The sequence below is a fragment of the Actinacidiphila sp. DG2A-62 genome (genome assembly GCF_035825295.1).
Lineage (GTDB): Bacteria > Actinomycetota > Actinomycetes > Streptomycetales > Streptomycetaceae > Actinacidiphila.
Genome location: NZ_JAYMGI010000002.1, coordinates 8,139,833 through 8,158,727, shown reverse-complemented (window position 1 = coordinate 8,158,727; position 18,895 = coordinate 8,139,833). Strand labels below are relative to the sequence as shown.

General features: G+C 74.3%; 15 protein-coding genes, 1 pseudogene and 2 riboswitches. Of the genes and pseudogenes, 6 read left to right on the top strand and 10 right to left on the bottom strand.

Annotation, left to right across the window (positions count from 1 at the left end; all coding sequences use genetic code 11):
• Positions 1-119 precede the first annotated feature (119 nt).
• The 4 genes from VSR01_RS35830 to VSR01_RS35815 all read right to left on the bottom strand — a co-directional run bounded on the left by VSR01_RS35830 (position 120) and on the right by VSR01_RS35815 (position 5,316).
• A complete protein-coding gene (locus VSR01_RS35830) occupies positions 120-1,151 on the bottom strand; it encodes an EamA family transporter (RefSeq protein WP_326453134.1) in 1,032 nt (343 codons plus the stop codon).
• 12 nt (positions 1,152-1,163) lie between these two features.
• Positions 1,164-1,808, bottom strand: a complete 645-nt coding sequence (locus VSR01_RS35825; RefSeq protein WP_326453133.1) for a Clp protease N-terminal domain-containing protein — start codon at positions 1,806-1,808, stop codon at positions 1,164-1,166.
• A 388-nt stretch (positions 1,809-2,196) separates the two neighbouring features.
• Entirely contained in the window at positions 2,197-2,913 is a 717-nt protein-coding gene (locus VSR01_RS35820) for a pyridoxine/pyridoxamine 5'-phosphate oxidase (RefSeq protein ID WP_326453132.1), read from the bottom strand.
• A 144-nt stretch (positions 2,914-3,057) separates the two neighbouring features.
• Complete coding sequence (locus tag VSR01_RS35815; RefSeq protein ID WP_326453131.1) at positions 3,058-5,316, bottom strand: glycoside hydrolase family 3 N-terminal domain-containing protein; 2,259 nt, start codon at positions 5,314-5,316, stop codon at positions 3,058-3,060.
• A gap of 315 nt (positions 5,317-5,631) precedes the next feature.
• Between VSR01_RS35815 and VSR01_RS35810 the strand changes: the two genes are divergently transcribed.
• Positions 5,632-6,750: a LacI family DNA-binding transcriptional regulator gene (locus VSR01_RS35810; protein WP_326453130.1), complete on the top strand. Its 1,119-nt coding sequence runs from the start codon at positions 5,632-5,634 to the stop codon at positions 6,748-6,750.
• 96 nt (positions 6,751-6,846) lie between these two features.
• Here VSR01_RS35810 and VSR01_RS35805 read toward each other — a convergent pair whose 3' ends face one another.
• The 3 genes from VSR01_RS35805 to VSR01_RS35795 all read right to left on the bottom strand — a co-directional run bounded on the left by VSR01_RS35805 (position 6,847) and on the right by VSR01_RS35795 (position 9,491).
• Positions 6,847-7,476 carry a PadR family transcriptional regulator gene (locus VSR01_RS35805; protein ID WP_326453129.1) on the bottom strand — a complete coding sequence of 210 codons (630 nt, stop codon included), beginning with the start codon at positions 7,474-7,476 and terminating at the stop codon, positions 6,847-6,849.
• 135 nt (positions 7,477-7,611) lie between these two features.
• On the bottom strand, positions 7,612-8,412 hold the full coding sequence (locus tag VSR01_RS35800) for a helix-turn-helix transcriptional regulator (protein WP_326453128.1): 801 nt from the start codon (positions 8,410-8,412) through the stop codon (positions 7,612-7,614).
• 44 nt (positions 8,413-8,456) lie between these two features.
• Positions 8,457-9,491, bottom strand: a complete 1,035-nt coding sequence (locus tag VSR01_RS35795) for a methyltransferase domain-containing protein (protein ID WP_326453988.1) — start codon at positions 9,489-9,491, stop codon at positions 8,457-8,459.
• A 305-nt stretch (positions 9,492-9,796) separates the two neighbouring features.
• Here VSR01_RS35795 and VSR01_RS35790 point away from each other — a divergent pair, with 305 nt between their 5' ends.
• The gene (locus tag VSR01_RS35790) at positions 9,797-9,988 is read left to right on the top strand and encodes a DUF1059 domain-containing protein (RefSeq protein WP_326453127.1); all 192 of its coding nucleotides are present in this window, start codon (positions 9,797-9,799) and stop codon (positions 9,986-9,988) included.
• 84 nt (positions 9,989-10,072) lie between these two features.
• Positions 10,073-10,945 carry a PhzF family phenazine biosynthesis protein gene (locus tag VSR01_RS35785; protein ID WP_326453126.1) on the top strand — a complete coding sequence of 291 codons (873 nt, stop codon included), beginning with the start codon at positions 10,073-10,075 and terminating at the stop codon, positions 10,943-10,945.
• Between the two features lie 81 nt (positions 10,946-11,026).
• Here the strand turns inward: VSR01_RS35785 and VSR01_RS35780 are convergent, their stop codons facing one another.
• Entirely contained in the window at positions 11,027-11,836 is an 810-nt protein-coding gene (locus tag VSR01_RS35780; RefSeq protein WP_326453125.1) for a CPBP family intramembrane glutamic endopeptidase, read from the bottom strand.
• Positions 11,837-12,177: 341 nt separating this feature from the next.
• On the bottom strand, positions 12,178-13,668 hold the full coding sequence (locus tag VSR01_RS35775) for a glutamate--cysteine ligase (protein WP_326453124.1): 1,491 nt from the start codon (positions 13,666-13,668) through the stop codon (positions 12,178-12,180).
• Between the two features lie 517 nt (positions 13,669-14,185).
• Here VSR01_RS35775 and VSR01_RS35770 point away from each other — a divergent pair.
• A complete protein-coding gene (locus VSR01_RS35770; RefSeq protein WP_326453123.1) occupies positions 14,186-14,728 on the top strand; it encodes a hypothetical protein in 543 nt (180 codons plus the stop codon).
• 315 nt (positions 14,729-15,043) lie between these two features.
• Positions 15,044-15,250 (top strand): DUF5999 family protein, encoded by a 207-nt coding sequence (locus VSR01_RS35765; RefSeq protein ID WP_326453122.1) that lies wholly within the window; start codon positions 15,044-15,046, stop codon positions 15,248-15,250.
• A gap of 80 nt (positions 15,251-15,330) precedes the next feature.
• Here VSR01_RS35765 and gcvP read toward each other — a convergent pair whose 3' ends face one another.
• Complete coding sequence (gcvP, locus tag VSR01_RS35760) at positions 15,331-18,231, bottom strand: aminomethyl-transferring glycine dehydrogenase (RefSeq protein WP_326453121.1); 2,901 nt, start codon at positions 18,229-18,231, stop codon at positions 15,331-15,333.
• Positions 18,232-18,286: 55 nt separating this feature from the next.
• A riboswitch (glycine riboswitch) is annotated at positions 18,287-18,410 on the bottom strand.
• Positions 18,411-18,519, bottom strand: a riboswitch (glycine riboswitch).
• A 200-nt stretch (positions 18,520-18,719) separates the two neighbouring features.
• On the opposite strand from gcvP, the pseudogene VSR01_RS38135 reads away from it, so the two are divergent.
• Positions 18,720-18,869, top strand: a pseudogene (locus tag VSR01_RS38135) (PRC-barrel domain-containing protein); the annotation flags it as partial.
• Between the last annotated feature and the right edge of the window lie 26 nt (positions 18,870-18,895).

Genomic DNA, 18,895 nt, shown 5'->3' with positions numbered 1-18,895 from the left:
CTTCGACAGGCGCGGCCCCCGGTGTCCGGCGTGGCCGCCCCAACGGTGACGAGGCCGGGCCGAGAACCGTGGCGCCTCGCCGGACGCGGCGGCACGCGCCGGGGAGCCCCGAGAGCCGTCTAGCGCCGGACCTGTGAGGTGGGTGGGGGCAGGGCGTCGGCGGCCGGCTCGGGCAGCGGCTCCGGCGGCTCCGGCGGCTCCGGCACAGGAGCGGTCACCGGTGCGTGCGGCGCCGCCGCGGTCTGGGCGACGAACGCGCCGCACAGCACGAGGAGTCCGCCCGCGATCTGGGACGCGCCGAGGTGCTCGCCGAGGAGTGTCCAGGCCAGCACGGTCCCGACGACCGCCTCGACGCAGGCGACGACGCCGGCGACCTGGGGGCTGAGCCGGCGGACCGCCACCACGCCGGTGAGATAGGCGACGACGGTGGCCACGAGGACGAGCCAGCCCAGCAGCAGCACCGCCGGCACCTCCCGGTCGTCGAGCGCGGCCCGGTGGGTGAGCGTGCCGAAGGGGAGGTTCCACGGCCGGGAGACGGCGGTGAGCAGGGCGGCGCCGACGAGGAGGCCGTAGGCGATGACGGCGACCGGATCGGGGGCGTCGTCGCCCGCGGCGCCGTGGTCGGCGAGCACGAAGTAGGCGACCTGGCAGCACGCCGCGCCGAACGCGCAGAGCAGGCCGAGCGCGTCGAAGGCGAGCCCCGACCAGATCTCCACCACACACGCCATGCCGGACACCGCGAGCAGCACCCCCAGCGCCGCGGCCCGGCTGACCGGGCGGCGCTGCACATAGCGGACCCAGCCGAGCAGCAGCGCGGGACCGAGGTACTCCACCAGGATCGCGACGCCGACCGGGATGCGGGAGATCGCCAGGAAGTACAGGCCCTGACACCCGGCGACGCCCAACGCGCCGAAGCCCAGCAGCAGTCCGGGCCGCAGCCGGGGCAGCGCGCGGTGCCGCAGCGCGACGGGCAGCAGCACGAGCGCCGCGCCCGCGACCCGCATCCACACCACGTGCAGCGGTGTGAACCCGGCCTCGATCAGCGGCTTGGCGGCGGCCCCGCTCCCGCCGAAGGCGACCGCGGACGCCAGGGCGAGCCCCAGCCCCCTGGATTTCGCCCGCGCCGGGCCGGCCCCCGATGTCCCCTGCATCCGGTCATGATGTCAGCTCGCGACAGGACCGTCATCCCGGTAGCGGCTGACATCCAGTCCGGCGGTGCGCAGCACCTCCACCGCGCGGCAGCCGGGGTCGGCCACCAGCGCGTCCAGCAGGTCGGTGCCGTCGGCCTGCGCCCGGCCGCGTTCCTCGGCGAGGATCACGGCGGCGCGCAGCGCGGCCGCCGCGGCGGGACTCCACGCGACGGTCCCGCCGGCCCGCAGCGACCGCGCCGCCTCGGACCGGGACCCGCTCGCCCCACCCGCCCGGACCGTCGCGGCGTCCCCGCCGGACCCGCCCGGCGCGCGCGACACATCGCGCAACCCACCGCCCCGCAGCCCACCGCGGCCCGAGCCGCCCACACCGCCGGCGGCACCCACACCACCGGCGCCGCCCCCGCCCCGTTCGCCGCGTTCGGAGACGACCGGCACCGCGCCGGAGTCCTCGACCGACCCGCTCCACCGCATCCCGTAGCCGATGCTGCGCTGCACCAGATAGCCGAGCACGCGGACGATCCGGCCGGTGCCGTCGTCGCAGGCCTCGCGCGCCGCCGGATCGCGTTCCAGGAGGGAGTGCAGCAGGTGCGCGGTGTCGGCCTGGCGGTCGCCGTCCCTGACCGCACGCCGGCGGGCCGCCGCGGCGACCGCGCGCACCCCTATGCTCAGGCGCGCGTCGTCAGCCGGTCGGTGGTCCGCGGGTCGGTGGTCCGCGGGGTTGTGGTCCGCGGGTCGGTGGTCCGCGGGGCCGTGGGATTCGGGCGGTAGCCCGGGACTGGTGTGCACGGGTCCCACCCCATCGGGCGGCCGGGCGTGGCCGCATCGGCTCAGCGGGGCATTCCGGACGGCGCCGCATCATCCGGAGGGATGAGTCATGGCCACGGCAATACCACCGACTTCCGGCCTTTCTCGCATACGCGGTCCCCGTGTCGGATTCCGGCCGGTCCGACGCCGTCCGCGCCCGGCGCGCCGCCGCCGGCGGCCGGGGTGGCACCGACCGCCGCCGTAGCCGCCGTCCACGGCCGGCCGCAGGGCGCGGTACGCGTCACGGCCAGAGCAGGGTGCGGTCCCAGCCGCCGTCCGCGGTGCGGGCGTACCGCAGCCGCAGGTGTCCGCGCGCGGGGTCGGCCTGGAAGAACTCCGCCTCCCGCGCGCGCAGCCGGTAGACGGTGTGTGTGGCGGGGACGGCCGCCGGGTCCGCGGCCACGTGGGCGCGCGCCTCGCGGGTCGCCCGTTCGTACTCCTCGGGGCCGGACAGCGGTGCGCTCTGCCGTCCGGTGAAGCCGGCCGCGCGGGAGGCGGGGCTGCGCCCGAGGTAGTCCTGCCGGGCGGCCTCGGGGCCGAGGACGGCGACCGGGCCGGTGAGCCTGATTTGCCGGCCGTGCCCGGGCCAGTAGAAGGTGAGCGCGGCCCGCGGGTTGGCGGCCAGGTCGCGCCCCTTGGGGCTGCGGGCGTCGGAGGCGAAGAGGAAGGCGCAGTCCGCGCTGTCGACGCCCCGCAGCATCAGCACCCGGGCGCCGGGTTCGCCGCCGGGGCCGGCCGTGCTCAGCGTCATCACGTGCGGTTCCGGCAGCCGGTCGGCCAGCGCGCGCTCCAGCCACCGCGCGAACAGCGGTCCGGGCGCGGCGGGCGCGTCCCCCGGGTCGAACCGGGGCAGCTCCCCGGCGAGCACCGGCGCGGCCCGCATCCGCGCGAGCAGCTCCGCGTCGCGCTCCGCGGCCCCGTCGCCCGCCCCCGTGCCGTCCGTGCCGTCCGTGCCCATCCGTCCTCCCGCCGGTCCCGGGGTCCGCCGTGCCGCCGCTCCGCCGCGGGGCCGGCTCCCCGGCGTCCATCACACACCCGGCGCCGGGCCGCGGGCGGGAGGACCCACCGCGCGGCCCGGCGCCGGTGCGAGCGCCGGTTCCGCTCAGTGCAGCGTCACCGTCGTGGTCTGCGTCCCCACCGTGAAGACGTACGCGCCGCTCGCGACCGCCCTGCGGCCGGCGCCGTCGATGTCGCCCGGGGTGACGGCCAGCCGGCTCGGCGGCACGTCGAGCGTCACCGTGCGGGACCGTCCCGCGTCCAGGTGCACCTTGGTGAAGGCGACGAGCTTGCGGGAGGGCGAGAGCACGTCGCTCACCGGCTGCGAGACGTACACCGGCACGACCACGTCGCCGGAGCGCGCGCCGGAGTCGGTGACCTTCACCTTCAGGTGGACGGTGTCCCTGGTGCGCCCGGTCGGGGCGCCCGCGCTGATCGAGTCGAAGGAGTAGGTGGTGTAGGACAGGCCGGCGCCGAAGGGGTACGCGGCGTCGTACGACGACTCCGGACCGCTGTTGGTGCCGGGCAGCTGCTGGTAGTACAGCGGCTCGTTGCCGATGTCCTTGGGCCAGGAGGCGCTGAGCCTGCCGCTCGGGTTCACCTTGCCGAAGAGCACGTCGGCGACCGCGTCGCCGCCCTCGCTGCCGGGCAGCCAGGACATCAGCAGGCCCTCGGTGCCGTCCGCGTCGCCGAGCACCAGCGGCCGGCCGGCGATCACCACGGTGACCACGGGCTTGCCGGTGGCCTTCAGGGACTTCACCAGCGCCTGCTGGTCCGCGCTCAGTTCGGGCCGCGGGCTGTCCGCCGCGCCCTCGGCGGCGGCCTTCTCGCCGACCACCACGACGGTCAGGTCGGCGTCCTTCGTCTTGGCCACCGCGTCGTCGGCGGAGGTGGCGCGGATCACCTGGGTGCCGGACGGCGCGGCCTTCTCGATGCCCTGGAGCACGGTGGTGCCGGGCAGCGTCACGCCGCTGGGGACGCCCTGCCAGCCGATCGTCCAGCCGCCCGCCTGGTCGTTGATGTCGTCCGCGTAGGAGCCGGCGACGACGATCTTCTTGGCGGAGGAGGAGATGGGCAGCACGCTGTCGTCGTTGCGCAGCAGCACCTGCGAGGCGTCGGCGGCCTGCCGGGCCAGCGCGGTGTCCGCGCCGATCACCCGGGAGTTCGCCTTGGAGGCGTCCACGTAGGGGTGTTCGAACAGACCGAGTTCGAACTTCAGCCGCAGGATGCGGGAGACGGACTGGTCGATGCGGCTGACGGAGACCAGGTGCCGCTGCACGGCGGTCTTCAGGCCGTCGCTGAAGCCCTGGGCGTCGTAGGGCTCCATCGCCATGTCCAGGCCGGCGTTGACGGCCTTGGCGATGGCGGCGGGGTAGTCGGCGGCGACGTGGTAGGAGGTCTGCAGGGCGCGGACGTCCTGCCAGTCGCTGACCACCACGCCCTGGAAGCCGAACTGCTTGCGCAGCACGTCGGTGAGCAGGTAGTGCGAGCCGGTCGCCGGGACGCCGTTGATCGCGCCGGAGTTGACCATCACGCTCTGCGCGCCGGCGTCGATGGCCTGCTGGTAGGAGGGCAGCAGGGTGTCCTGCAGGTAGCGGATCGAGACGTCGCCGGGCACCCGGTCGTGGCCGTTGCCGGGTTCGCCGTAGCCGGCGAAGTGCTTGACGGTCGCGGCGACGTCCTTCGCGCCGCCCGCGTCCTGGATGCCCTGGACCGCGGAGGCGGCCAGCGTGCCGGACAGCAGCGGGTCCTCGCCGAAGGTCTCGTAGTAGCGGCCCCAGCGCTGGTCGCGGGCGATGTCGGTGACCGGTGCGAAGTTCCAGTCGATGCCGGTGGCGGCGACCGCGCGGGCGGTGGCGGCGCCGGCCTGGCGGACCAGCGACGGGTCCCAGGTCGAGCCCATCCCGATCTCCTGCGGGAAGACCGTCGCGCCGAGCACGTTGTTGTGGCCGTGCACCGCGTCCACGCCGTAGATGATCGGGATGTGCAGCCGGGTGTTGTCGACGGCGTACTTCTGGACGGTGTTGACCATCGTCGCCCAGTTCTCCGGGGTGTTCACGGAGGGTCCCGCGCCGCCGCCGGACAGCACCGAGCCCGCGTGGTTGTCCACCAGCACGTTCTTCATGCAGGACTCGGTGAACGCGCCGCCGCTCCACTGGCAGTCGCCCTGCATGTTGACGACCGAGATCTGGTCCATCTGGCCGATCTTCTCGTCCAGCGTCATCCGGTGCAGCAGATCCCTGACGCGGAGGTCGACGGGCGCATTAGGGTTCGTGTACGTCGGGTTGTCGCCGGCCTGGGCCGGCACCGACGCGACGGCCGCCACACAGGCAACCGCGGTGGCGAGCGTCAGCAGGGCGTTCATCCGTAGTCGTCGTGCGTTCGCTGGCATGGCAGGAGTCCCGTTCCTGTCAGGGTCCCGAGCACGTGTTTCGGGACCGAATTCCCGTAAACTGCCGTAAACGTTTTCGAACGGCCGGAAGTCTGTCCCGCGTTCTCACGGACCGTCAAGACTGTACGCAGGAGGTGTTTTCCCGCACCCTGATCCATGCGTCCGCACTCTGGTCCCCGTGTCCGCACTCCGAACCCGGCGCCTCCCCCGCCCGGCCGGCCGCTGCCGCGGGCCGCCGGCCCGATGCGTTCCCCGTCCGCAACCGTCCCCGCGCAGAACGGCTTTCCCGTGAACATCCGTGAACTCGCCCGCCGCAGCGGGGTCTCGACCGCCACCGTCTCGCGCGCGCTCAACGACCGCGCCGAGGTGAGCGAGGCGACCAGGGAGCGGATCAGACGGCTGGCCAGCGAGCTGGGGTACGCGCCGAACGAGCCGGCCCGCACGCTGGTGCGGCGCCGCTCGGACACCATCGGCCTGATCTGGGACAGCGGCCAGGAGGCGCAGGGCCTGCACAACCCGTTCCTGCTCGGCCTGTTGAGCGCGGTGCGCACGGCCCTGTCGGAGGCGGACTACCACCTGATGCTGCTCACCACGCCCACGCCGGAGGATCCGGACGCGAGCTATCTGCAGGCGGTACGCCGGCACAATCTGGAGGGCGTCATCGTGCTCACGACTCCCCCGGACGACCGCTGCCTGCGGGTGCTGGCGGCCTCCAACGTGCCGTGCGCCGGCATCGACACCGCGTTCACCGGTCCGCGCACCGTCCGGGTCAGCTCGGACAACGCGGCGGGCGCGGAGGCCGCGGTGGAGCACCTGTACGCGCTCGGGCACCGCAGGATCGCCACCGTCACCGGGCCGCTGCACCTGCCGCCGGCCGCCGAGCGGCTGGCCGGCTACCGCAGGGCGTGCCAGCGGCTGGGCCTGGAGGTGCCGGAGGAGTACGTGGCGGGCGGCGACTTCTTTCTGGAGAGCGGCGAGCGGGCGGCGCGCGCGCTGCTTGCGGTGGACCGGCCGCCGACGGCGATCTTCGCGGCCGGCGACCAGATGGCGATCGGCGCGATGCACGCGGCGGCCGACGCGGGCCTTTCGGTGCCGCGGGACCTGGCGGTGGTCGGCTTCGACGACATCGACGCGGCGGCGCTGGTGCGCCCGGCGCTGACCACGGTGGCCCAGGACCAGCGGGCGCTGGGCGAGGCGGCGGTGGCCGCGCTGCGGGCGCTGCTGGACGACTCCGCGCCGTCCCGGACGGCGACGGCCACGGTGCACGCGTCGGCTGCCCGGTCGGTGGGAGCGGCGGCGCAGGCCGCCAAGGGCGCCGGGACCGAGCAGTCCGAGCGGCGCGCGGCCGCCGCGCACATCGTGCCGACGCGGCTGCTGATACGCGGATCGAGCCGGCCCGGGACCTGAGAGGTCGCGGACCGGCTCGATCGGAACGCGCCGCTGTCGCGGCGTACCCGGCGTCGCCCGGGCCACGTGGGGCGCGCCGGAGCGGGTGGCCGGGCCTCAGCCCTGCTCGGAGTCCTCGTCGGCGAGGATCAGGTAGAGCTTCTTGCGGGCGTCGTTGACCACGGCCAGCGCCTTGTCGCGCTGCTCGGGCGTACCGGTGGCCCACACCTGGCGGAACGCCTCGAAGAGGCCGCCGCCTGCCTTCCTGATCTCGTTGAGGGAGTCCCAGTCGACGCCGCGGCCGGCCTCCTCCCAGGGGGCCTCCGGGCCCGCCTCGGCTTCGGTGCGACCGCTGTCGGTGAGCGTGAACAGCTTCTTGCCGCCCTCGCTCTCGCTGCTGATCAGGCCCTCGTCCTCCAGCAGCTGCAGCGTGGGGTAGACCGAGCCGGGGCTCGGCCGCCACGCGCCGCCGCTGCGCTCGGCGATCTCCTGGATCATCTCGTAGCCGTGCATCGGGCGGTCCTTGAGCAGGGCCAGGATCGACGCGCGCACGTCGCCGCGCCGCGCCCTTCCCCCGCCCCGCCCCCGGCCTCCGGGTCCGAAGGGGCCGCCGCCGAAGGGGCCGCCGCCGAACGGCGGCCCGAACGGCCCGAAGGCCGACCTGCGTCCCTCGCGCTCGCCCCAGCCGTGGCGGCCCGGGCCCCCGTGGCCGCGCTCGTGGTCATGTCCGTGTCCGTGGGAGTACATGATGTCGCTCCTTCCATCGTTGATCGTTCGCGACAACTCAACGATATATCGGAACCGATCGGATGGCAAGGATGTATCCGTGCGGAGCGGGATGAGCGGGTGTTCGCAGCGTGCGGACCGGGTGTGCTTGCGCGCCTACAGCGAGTGCGAGACCGTGCGCCAGGCGTTGGCCGCCTCCACCCGGCCGCGGACGCGCAGCTTCGGGTAGACGTGCTCCAGGTGCTTGTCGACGGTGCGGGGGCTGATGTCCAGGCGGTGCGCGATCTGCTCGTTGGTCAGGCCGCGGGAGAGCAGGCCGAGCACCGCTGCCTCGCGCCGCGTCACCGGGAGCCCGCCGTCGTCGCCGTCAGGCCTGACGGCGAGCGCCCCGGCGGCGTGCGGCCCGACGCCGTCAGGCCCGGCGGCGTGCGGCCCGGCGGCGAGCCGTGCCATGGCGTGCGCCAGCCGGACGCGGAGCATGGCCGCGGTCTCCAGTTCGGCGTCGCCGAAGTCGGCCGACGAGCGGTTGACCACCAGGCAGATCCGGCCGCGCGCACCGCTCGCGGACCCCGCGGGGAAGGCCATCGCGAGCTGGTGCTCGGCGCCCAGCGGCCGGTACACCTCGGCGTAGACCCGCATCGCCCGGGACTGGGCCCGGCTCTGCAGGTCCGAGCGGCGCGCCGGGACGCCGGACCCGGTCGTGGTGTGCGCGACCAGCGGGTCCGCGCCGGCGCCGCGTTCGTAGGCCGCCAGCGCGTCCGGCCCGATGAGGTCCCCGGGCAGGCAGACCGGGCCGGCGGGGGCGGGGTGCGGGGCCCAGACGATGCTGTCGCCCGGCAGCGCCGCGAGCAGCGGCGGCAGCAGCGCGGGGACCAGCGCCTCCTCGTCGACCGCGTCGATCAGGAGGTCGGCGACGGCGAGCACCCGCCGCAGCGCGGCCTCCCCGGCCGTGGTCATGCCTCCAGCCTGACCAGCCGCCGGCGAGCGGTCAAGGCGCCGGCTCATCGGGCCAGCGCGTAGATCCTGTTGACCGGGGTCTCTGCGGTCATCGTCCAGTGGTGCAGGCCGGCGCCGTCGGCGATGCCGCGCATCTTCGCCTCGCCCGCGTGGTTGCCGAGCGCCTCGGGCCCGTGCTGGGCCAGCGCGGACGGCAGGCACACCGCCACGGACGCGGCGCTCATGCCGCGGCCGACCGGATGGACGTTCTCGTCCACGTCGGCGGACATGTTCGGCTCCACCAGCAGGCAGACGCCCTCGGCGGACAGGGCGTGCTCGGCGCGGCGCAGGGCGGCCGCGGGGTCGCTCATGTCGTGCAGGCAGTCGAGGAAGGTGATCAGGTCGAACCCCTCGCCCGGGAAGTCCTGCGCGGTCGCCACCTCGAACGCGACGCGGTCGCCGAGTCCCTGCTCGGCCGCGAGCCCTCGGGCCGCCTCGATCGACGGACGGTGGAAGTCGAACCCGTAGAAGGAGGAGCGGGGGAAGGCCTGCGCCATCAGCAGCGTCGAGTGCCCGTAGCCGCAGCCCACGTCGGCGACCTTCGCGCCGCGCTCCAGCCTGCGCGTCAGGCCCTCCACCGACGCCAGCCACTCGGGGACCAGCGCGGCCGCGTAGCCGGGGCGGAAGAACTTCGCGGTGCCCTCGAAGAGCGCCGGGCCGTGGTCGCCCCAGCCGACGCCCTCGCCGGTCCTGAAGGCTTCCATCAGCTCGTCCTCGGTGCCGTAGAGCGCCTGGAGCATCGTGAACATGCCGGCCGCGTAGGTGGGCGCGTCCGGGTCGGAGAGGACGGCGGCGCGCACGTCGGACAGTTCGTACGTGTCGGTCGCACGGTCGTGGTCGACGTACTCGCCGGCCACCTGGGCGGCCAGCCACTCGCGCAGGTAGCGCTCGGACAGGCCCGTGCGGTCGGCCAGTTGCCGCGAGGTGAGCGGTCCCGCGCCCGCCATGGCGCGGTAGAGGCCGAGCCGGTCGCCGAGCGAGGTGCACAGGCCGGACATCGCGGCCGCGCCGTCGGTGATGACCTGTTCGAGGAACTCCATGACCTCGTCCTCGGCGGGACGGCGCGCGGTGTCCTCGGCGGGACGGCGCGCGTTGCGGGCCGGCGGCCTCGGGGTCGTGGCGGTCATGGTGCTCACTCCTCTCGTGATCCCCCCGGTCTCGCCGGCCACGTCCCGCCGGGCAGGTCCTGCGGCCGTCCCCCGTCCCTTCCACTGCACCAGGACCCACGCACGCGGGCCATACGGACTTTTCCGTACGTTCGGGACGTGACCGCGCGGTTCCCGGTCCCGGTCGGCGGCCTAGACTCGGTGATGAGGGGGCACGGACTGCGCACAGGAGGCACATCATGCGCAAAGTCGCCGATTGCCGCGATCATCCGAGCGAATCGCACTGCACCCTCGCCATCTCCGGTGAAGAGGACGAAGTGGTGCGCGCCGCGAGCGAGCACGCCGTGTCCGTGCACGGCCACGAGGACACACCGGAGCTGCGCGAGCAGATCAGGACCATGCTGAAGGACGACGTCCCGCAGCACGCCTGACGTGTTCCGGGCAGGTTCTGCTCTCCCCGCCGCTTCGCGTGCTCCCGCGCGGGGCGGCGGCGTGTCAGGCCGTACGCTCTCGGCATGCGCATCCGGATCGTCGACGCCTTCACCGACCGCCCGTTCTCGGGCAACCCGGCCGGGGTCCTGGTGCTGGACTCCCCCGCGTTCCCCGACGACGCGTGGATGCGGCAGGTCGCGGCGGAGCTCAATCTCTCCGAGACGGCGTTCGCGCACCCGCTGGCGGCGGGCGCCGACGGGAGCGGCTCGGACGGCGGCGCCGCCGGCGGCGGCAGGTCCGACGGCGGTACGCAGTGGGCGCTGCGCTGGTTCACACCGGTCACCGAGGTGGGGCTGTGCGGGCACGCCACGCTGGCCACCGCGCACGTGCTGCGCACCGTGGGGCAGGCGCGGGACACCATCCGGTTCCGCACCCGGGCGGGCACACTGTCCGCGCGGGCGGGCGGCGACGGCACGGTGACCTTGGACTTCCCGGCGGCGCCGCTCACCCCCGAGCCGGCGCTGGCGGGCCTGGCGCGGGCGCTGGGCGCGCGGCCGCTGACGGTGCTGGACACCGGTCCCGACTGCGGCGATCTGCTGGTCGAACTGGCCGACGAGGCCCAGGTGCGCGCGCTGCGCCCGGACTTCGCCGCGCTGGCCCGGCTGTCGCGGCGCGGGGTGATCGCCACCGCCGCGGCGGCCGGTCCCGGGCTCGGCTACGACTTCGTCTCCCGCGGCTTCTTCCCCGCGGTCGGCATCGACGAGGACCCGGTGACCGGCAGCGCGCACACCGCGCTCGCGCCCTTCTGGTCGGCGCGGCTGGGCCGGGACGCGCTCACCGGCTTCCAGGCGTCCGCGCGCGGCGGCCTGGTCGCCACCCGGCTGCTCGGCGACCGGGTGCTGCTGTCGGGCACCGCGGTCACCGTCGTCGACGGCGAACTGCACGCGGTGCCGTAGGCCGGGCCGTGGCAGGACCGTCCGGGCGCGCCGGGACGCGTGAGGACGCCGCCGTCGGCTGCTGTTCCGGGGCGCGCCGCCTCAGCCGGTCGGCAGCCAGCCGACCTTGCCGGCGAGCAGCGCGTAGCCGACGAAGGCCACCGTGTCGATGAGCGAGTGGGCGGCGACCAGCGGGCCGACCCGCCCCCACCTGCGGTAGAGCAGCACGAACACCACGCCCATCGCCATGTTGCCGACGAAGCCGCCGATGCCCTGGTAGAGGTGGTACGAGCCGCGGAGCACCGCGCTCGCGGCCAGCGCGCCGGCCGGCGACCACCCCAGCCGGTCGAGCCGGCGCAACAGGTAGCCGACCACGATGACCTCTTCGAGCACGGCGTTCTGCACCGCGGAGGCGATCAGGACCGGGATGCGCCACCACACCGCGGGCAGCGACTCGGGCACGACGGTCAGATTGAAGCCCGCGCCGCGCGCCCCGAGGTAGAAGGCGAGCCCGGTGCCGCCGATGACCGCAGCGACCACCGCGCCCCTGGCCAGGTCCGGCCGCGGCCGGGACAGGTCGAAGCCGATCGCGCGCAGCCCGACGCCCTCGCGGCCGAGCAGGTGCGCGACCAGCACCACCGGCACCAGCGCGCTGGCGATGTCGAAGAGCTGCCAGGCCAGGTCGAGCCAGGGCCGGCCGGGCGCGGCCGAGCCGACGAGCGTGGCCGCCTGGTTCTTCAGCGCGCCCGGCCTGGTCACCGAGCCGATGAAGCTGATCAGCGCCGAGACCCCGCTGGCGCCCAGTGAGAGGGCGAGCACGATGAGCGTCTCGTCGCGCAGCGTCCGGTCGCCGTCCCGCCGGGTCTCCACCTCGTATGACTCTGCGTGCACGCGGCCCTCCAATATCGTCATCCCGCTTCAGCGCCGTGCGCGCACGGTAGGGTCTTCCGGAAAAAGATACGAAGATCAGGCCCGGGGTTCCGGGCCGCCCCCTCCACCCGCACCCACGCCTCACCGGCAACGAGAGGCCGCCATGGGACGTCACGCCATGTCACCGCGGGCGCCGCAGGGACGGCAGCCGCTCCGGACGCCCGCGCGCCCGGATCACCACGTGGTCGACGTGTCGGCCTCGATGGCCGCCGCGGAGCCCTGACGGGCCGTGCGTGCCACGGCTGCCCTGACCCCGGCGGTGCGTGCCACGGCGCCTCGCGCGTCCGGGCGCACGAGCGGGAGGCCCGCGGCGGACGTACGGCTCAGGCGGCCGGCCAGGTATGGACGGGGTCGCCGCTCTCCATGTGGGCGCGGTAGCGCAGCGTCATCGCGGCGAGCGCGGCCCGCCGGTCGAGCCCGCGCTCCAGCTGACGGTGGAACGCCGCCGCCTGCCACTGCGCGCCGTTGGTGCGGCGACTGCAGCGCTCCTCGACGATGCCGAGGTAGCGGTCCCGGTCGACCGGCTCGATGCCCCAGGCGTCCAGGCCGGCGGCGGCCAGCGGCAGCAGCTCCTCCACGATCAGGTCCGCGGCCGGCACCTCGGTGAGCGAACCGCCGCGCCCGCGCGGCCAGTGCAGCGTGGCGTCGATGCCGTCGCGGCAGGCCGCGTCGAAGTTGGCCGCGGCCGCCCCGAACGGCATCCGCTGCCACACCGGGCGCGGCGCCTCCGCCAGCGCCCGCACCAGGCCGTAGTAGAACGCGGCGTTGGCCACGACGTCGGCGACGGTCGGTCCGGCCGGCATCACCCGGTTCTCCACCCGCAGGTGCGGGACGCCGTCGACCACTTCGTAGACCGGGCGGTTCCAGCGGTAGATCGTGCCGTTGTGCAGGGTCAGCTCGCGCAGCTGAGGCACGCCGCCCTCGTCCAGCACCCGCAGCGGCTCCTCGTCGTCGCAGATGGGCAGCAGGGACGGGAAGTAGCGGACGTTCTCGGCGAACAGGTCGGCGGCGGAGTCGATCCAGCGCTCGCCGAACCAGGCCAGCGGGCGCACGCCCTGCGCCCGCAGCTCCTGCGGCCGGGTGTCGGTGGCCTGTTGGAACAGCAACGGGCGGGTCTCGCGCCACAGCTCGCGGCCGAACAGGAAGGGCGAGTTGGCGCCGGCCGCGATCTGCGGCCCGGACACCGCCTGGGCGGCGTTCCAGACCGCGGCGAAGCGCCCGGGGGTGACCTGCAGGTGCATCTGCATGGAGGTGCAGGCGGCTTCGGGGGCGATCGAGGAGGAGGTGTAGACGAGGTGCTCGACGCCGTCGATGTCGAGGGTGATGTCCTCGCCGCGCATGGCGAGGATGCGTTCGTTGAGCAGGGTGTAGCGGTCCGCCCTCGACAGGTTCGCCGAGACCAGGTCCTGTGCCTCCAGGGTTGGCAGAATTCCGACCATCACGATGTGAGCGCCGACTTCCCGCGCCCTGCGGTCGGCGTAGCCGAGGCCGGTGCGCAGTTCCTCGGCGAGCCGGTCGAGCACCCGTCCCGATAGCCGGTGCGGCGCGATGTTCACTTCAATATTGAACTGTGCCAGCTCGGTCTGGAAATCGCGGCTCGCGATGCGCTCCAGCACCTCCTCGTTCATCATGCGGGGCAGCCCACCGGAATCCGCGAGATTCAATTCGATCTCCAGACCCATCAGATTGCGCGGCCGGTCGAATCGCTTCTCGTCCAGCAGCCGCTCGAGCCCCAGCAGGCACTGCTGGAGCTTGGTGCGGTACATCCGGCGGTCGGCCAGGTCGAACGATCCGGCCTCGACCTTCTCCCCCATCTACGGGTCCTCCTCGCTCGGGTCCTCATCTGAGGATGCCCCGGCCAAATGATCCATAACGTCCCGCGGGAACCGGGCCGCACGCTAGGCTTGCTGTAGACAGCACCCGGCGCACGTGACGGCGGCACATTCGGGGCCACCCGGGCCGCCTAATCGCCGGGACTTTCCGACCGACGGGTTCCGGCCGTCCGCGGCGCCGGGAAAATCCCGCCGCCCCGCCCATAGCCTGCGGGAATGCCGGCGAGCGGCCCGTCGAAGAAGGCGAATTCTCGTCTTGCGCGTAATACTGGCAGCGACTAGATGAAACACGGAGCGAACACGCGTCGTATAAACTCCGCGCACAAGGCCGTGCTCCCTGCCCCCGGGCCGGACTCGCTGAGCCGGAACCGGGGCGGGAGCGCCCTCGTCGACGACGCCGTTCGCGCCCCCGCCACCTGTGTCTCCCGTTGTGTCTCCAAGTGAGAGGCGACATCATGCCGCTGCTTGTCCCCCCGCACCCGCACCCGCCCTGCTGAGCGTGCTCGCGGCGCTCAGCTCGCCCACCGCCGTCCTGGAGGCGCGGACCCCCGCACTGCGCACGGCGCAGGGCCCACTGGACGCCGAACACCCTCTTCCTGTCCACGTGTTCGAACCGGCGTCGGTGCCGGGCGGGCTGCCGCGGGCGCGGCTGACCGGCTGGCGGTTCCATATCAGGGCGGGCGCGGTGGTGGCGGCCGCGGGCGAGACGGTGGCGACGCCCGACGGATGGGTCTTCTCGCGCTTCTCCGAGGGGCCCTACCTGGGTTCGACGGAGCGGGCGCTGCGGCAGGCGGAGGCGCTGCCGGCCACGTACCAGCCGCACCTGCTGTCGGTGCCGGGCCTGTACATGCTGGCGTTGTGGCTGCACCACGACGCGCGCGCCGACGCGGCCACCGCCCAGCCCGACCCGGCGGACCTGCTGATCCCGCTGGCGCCCGCGCCGCCGGGCATCGCGGCGCACCGCGTCCACCGGCTGGCGGAGCTGGCGCAGGTGATCAGCGTGCGCCACGCGCCGCCGCCGCTGGCGGGTTCACCGGCCTGAGCGGGACGCGGCCCGTGGCCGGCGGGCGAGCGGCGGGCCGGCTCCCGCCCGGCCGCCGGCCTCCCGCACGGACCCCGCGGCGCCCCCTCGCACCTGCGCGAGGGGGCGCCGGCGTGCCCGCGCGGGGCCGCAACCACCCGCACGGGTGAGGCGTCTTCTTCATGTGTGCCCCGGCTCCGCCAAATCCCTGCGGATCGGCGCCGGCGGAGCAACACTGGGACCGGCCGCACCAGGAACGGGGGTACGCACCACATGCGGACAGGGGAAGCGACCACAGGCAGCATCCACACATCGCAGCGAAAGACGCCAACGACCATGTGCCAGCACCACCCGCAGTGCCCGCCCGCCGACTGTTCCGACCGCGAGGCCGCGCACATCGTGGCCCACCACCCGGAACAGGGCTGGAGCCTGTTGTGCAACGGGGTCCTGCTGTTCGAGGACACCGGCGAGCTGCTGCCCGACGGGCGGATCATCGCGCCGCACCGGCCGCTGGAGTCCGGTCGGGTCACGACCGCGGCCTGACCGGGGCCTGACCGCGGACGCCCGGGGCCCGGCCCCGGGCCCGACCGCGGTCGCCGCCGCGGCCCGGCCCGGCGGCGGGCTCAGCCCTCGTACGCGTCCGGCGGCGGGCAGGAGCAGACCAGGTTGCGGTCGCCGTACGCGCCGTCGATCCGCCGCACCGGCGGCCAGTACTTGTCGGCGGCGCTCACCCCGGCCGGGAAGACGGCCTCCTCACGGCCGTACGGGTGGGTCCACTCGCCGGCCAGCACGGCGGCGGTGTGCGGGGCGCCGCGCAGCGGGTTGTCGTCGGCGGGCCACTGCCCGGCGGCGACCCGGTCGATCTCGCCGCGGATCGCGATCATCGCCTCGCAGAACCGGTCGAGCTCGGCGAGGTCCTCGCTCTCGGTGGGCTCGATCATCAGCGTCCCGGCCACCGGGAAGGACATGGTCGGCGCGTGGAAGCCGTAGTCGATCAGCCGCTTGGCGATGTCGTCGACGGTGACGCCGGTCTCCTTGGTCAGCGGCCGCAGGTCGATGATGCACTCGTGCGCGACCAGGCCGCCCGGGCCGGTGTAGAGCACCGGGAAGTGCGGCTCCAGCCGCTTGGCGATGTAGTTGGCGCTCAGCACCGCGATCTGGGTGGCGCGCTTGAGGCCCTCGCCGCCCATCAGCCGCACGTACGTCCAGGAGATGGGCAGGATGCCCGCGGAGCCCCAGGGGGCCGCCGAGACCGGTCCCACGCCCGTCTCCGGTCCCGCGGCCGGCTGCAGCGGGTGGTTGGGCAGGTACGGCGCCAGGTGGGCGCGGACCGCGACCGGGCCGACGCCCGGACCGCCGCCGCCGTGCGGGATGCAGAAGGTCTTGTGCAGGTTCAGGTGCGAGACGTCGGCGCCGAAGCGGCCCGGGCGGGCCAGGCCGACCAGCGCGTTGAGGTTGGCGCCGTCCACGTAGACCTGGCCGCCCGCGTCGTGCACGGCCGCGCACACCTCGGTGATGTTGTCCTCGAAGACGCCGTGCGTGGAGGGGTAGGTGACCATCAGCACGGCCAGCTCGTCGCGGTGCTGCTCGATCTTGGCGTGCAGGTCCTCGATGTCCACGTCGCCGTTCTGGCCGGTCTTGACGACGACCACCTTCATGCCGGCCATCACCGCGCTCGCGGCGTTGGTGCCGTGCGCGGAGGAGGGGATCAGGCAGACGGTGCGGGCGGTGTCGCCGTTGGCGCGGTGGTAGGCGCGCACCGCCAGCAGTCCGGCCAGTTCGCCCTGAGAGCCGGCGTTGGGCTGCAGGCTCACCGCGTCGTAGCCGGTGACCTCGGCGAGCTGCCGCTCCAGGCCGCGGATCAGCTCCAGGTAACCGGCCGCCTGCTCGATCGGCGCGAAGGGGTGCAGCGCGCCGAACTCCGGCCAGGTGACCGGCTCCATCTCGGTGGTCGCGTTGAGCTTCATGGTGCACGAGCCGAGCGGGATCATGCCGCGGTCCAGCGCGTAGTCCCGGTCGGCGAGCCGGCGCAGGTAGCGCAGCATCGCGGTCTCGCTGCGGTGCTGGTGGAAGACCGGGTGGGTCAGGTACGGCTCGGTGCGGGCCAGTGCCGCGGGCAGCGCGTCCCCGGCCTGCCCGGCGGTCGACGCGTCCAGTGCGTCGAGGTCGGCGGCGGGCGCCCCGAAGGCGGCGAGGACCGCCGCCAGCTGGTCCCGGGTGGTGGTCTCGTCGCAGGCGACGCCGACCCGGTCGGCGTCGGTCAGCCGGAGGTTGACGCCGGCCTCGCGGGCGGCGGCCACGATCTCGGCGGCCCGGCCGGGGACCCGCGCGGTGACCGTGTCGAAGAACTCCGCGTGCTCGATCTCCACGCCGCCGGCCCGCAGTCCCGCCGCGAGCAGTTCGGCGTAGCGGTGGGTGCGCCGGGCGATCCCGGCCAGGCCCTCGGGTCCGTGGTAGACGGCGTACATCCCGGCCATGACGGCGAGCAGGACCTGCGCGGTGCAGATGTTGCTGGTGGCCTTCTCGCGCCGGATGTGCTGCTCGCGGGTCTGCAGCGCCAGCCGGTACGCCTTCGCGCCGTCCGCGTCGACGGAGACGCCGACCAGGCGTCCCGGCAGGTTGCGGGCGTAGCTCTCGCGGACCGCCATGTAGCCGGCGTGCGGGCCGCCGAAGCCCATCGGGACGCCGAAGCGCTGGGTGGTGCCCACCGCGATGTCGGCGCCGAGCGCGCCGGGAGAGGTGAGCAGCGTCAGCGCCAGCAGGTCGGCGGCGACGGTGACGACCGCGCCCAGCTGGTGCGCGGCCTCGACGACCGGCCGCAGGTCGCGCACCGCGCCCGAGGCGCCGGGGTACTGCAGCAGCACGCCGAACACGCCGCGCTCGGCGGCCTCGGCGGGGATGCCGTCGCGGAGGTCGGCGACGACGACCTCGACGCCGGTCGGTTCGGCGCGGGTGCGCAGCACGGCCAGGGTCTGCGGGAAGGTGTCGGCGTCGACCAGGAAGACGCCCTGCTTGACCTTGCCGACCCGGCGCGACAGCGCCATCGCCTCGGCGGCCGCGGTGCCCTCGTCCAGCAGCGACGCCCCGGAGGTGGGCAGGCCGGTGAGGTCGGCGACGACCGTCTGGAAGTTCAGCAGCGCCTCCAGCCGCCCCTGCGAGATCTCCGGCTGGTACGGGGTGTACGCGGTGTACCAGGCGGGGTTCTCCATGACATTGCGCAGGATGACCGGCGGGGTGAAGGTGCCGTAGTAGCCGAGGCCGATCATCGGCGCGAGCACCTGGTTGCGGTCGGCCAGCGCCCGCAGTTCGGCGAGCGCCTCGGCCTCGGTGAGCGCCCGGGGCAGGCCGAGCGCCTCGGCGCTCCTGATCGCGTCGGGCACGGCGGCGGCGGTCAGCTCGTCCAGCGAGCCGTAGCCGACCTGGGCGAGCATCTTGGCCTCGGCCTCGGCGTCGGGCCCGATGTGGCGGCGCTCGAACGGCACGCCGGCTTCCAGCTCGGCGAGGGTGGTGCGGCGGTCAGTCATCTGCGGAGGCCTCCTGGTCTGCGACGACCTTCGGGGGTGCCGTGGCACCCGGACGGCCTCCCCCTCTGTCATCAGAACCTGAGAGCTTCACCGCCCGTCGCGGGCGGCTTTCACCGTCGGTGAGGACGCGTCCCGGAGGCGGCGACGCTTCCGGGTCAGGTCCTGCTTTCCAGAGTGACCTCGCCCGTGCGGTACGGATGCCTGAGAGATTCCGGGGAGGGATTGCTCCTTCGGCGCCTCCGTGACGCCCTTGCGTGCGCCGGCGGAGGACTCTCCCGCATGGGGTCTGCAGCCGTCTCCAGACTACCAGCGCGCCCGGCGCGCGCCCCGGCGCCGCCCTGCCGGACCGCACCCGCGCCGCCCGGACCGCCGCGCGCCGCGCTGCCCGCCCGGCCGTTCCGAGTCGACAGCGCCCGTAATGTGGCTTTGGCTGGTGTCCAGCAAGCAGTCAGTTCGCCTGGGGTGCTTCACCGTGAGTTGGAGGGACCGTGCAGAGCGACATCGATCCGCGGAGCCTGATCGGGCGACGTGCCTTCGACCGCGACGGTACGAAGATCGGCACGGTCGACGAGGTGTACCTCGATGACGCGACCGGGACCCCCGAGTGGGCCGCGGTCCGCACCGGGCTGTTCACCCGCGACGCCTTCGTGCCGCTGGAGCCCAG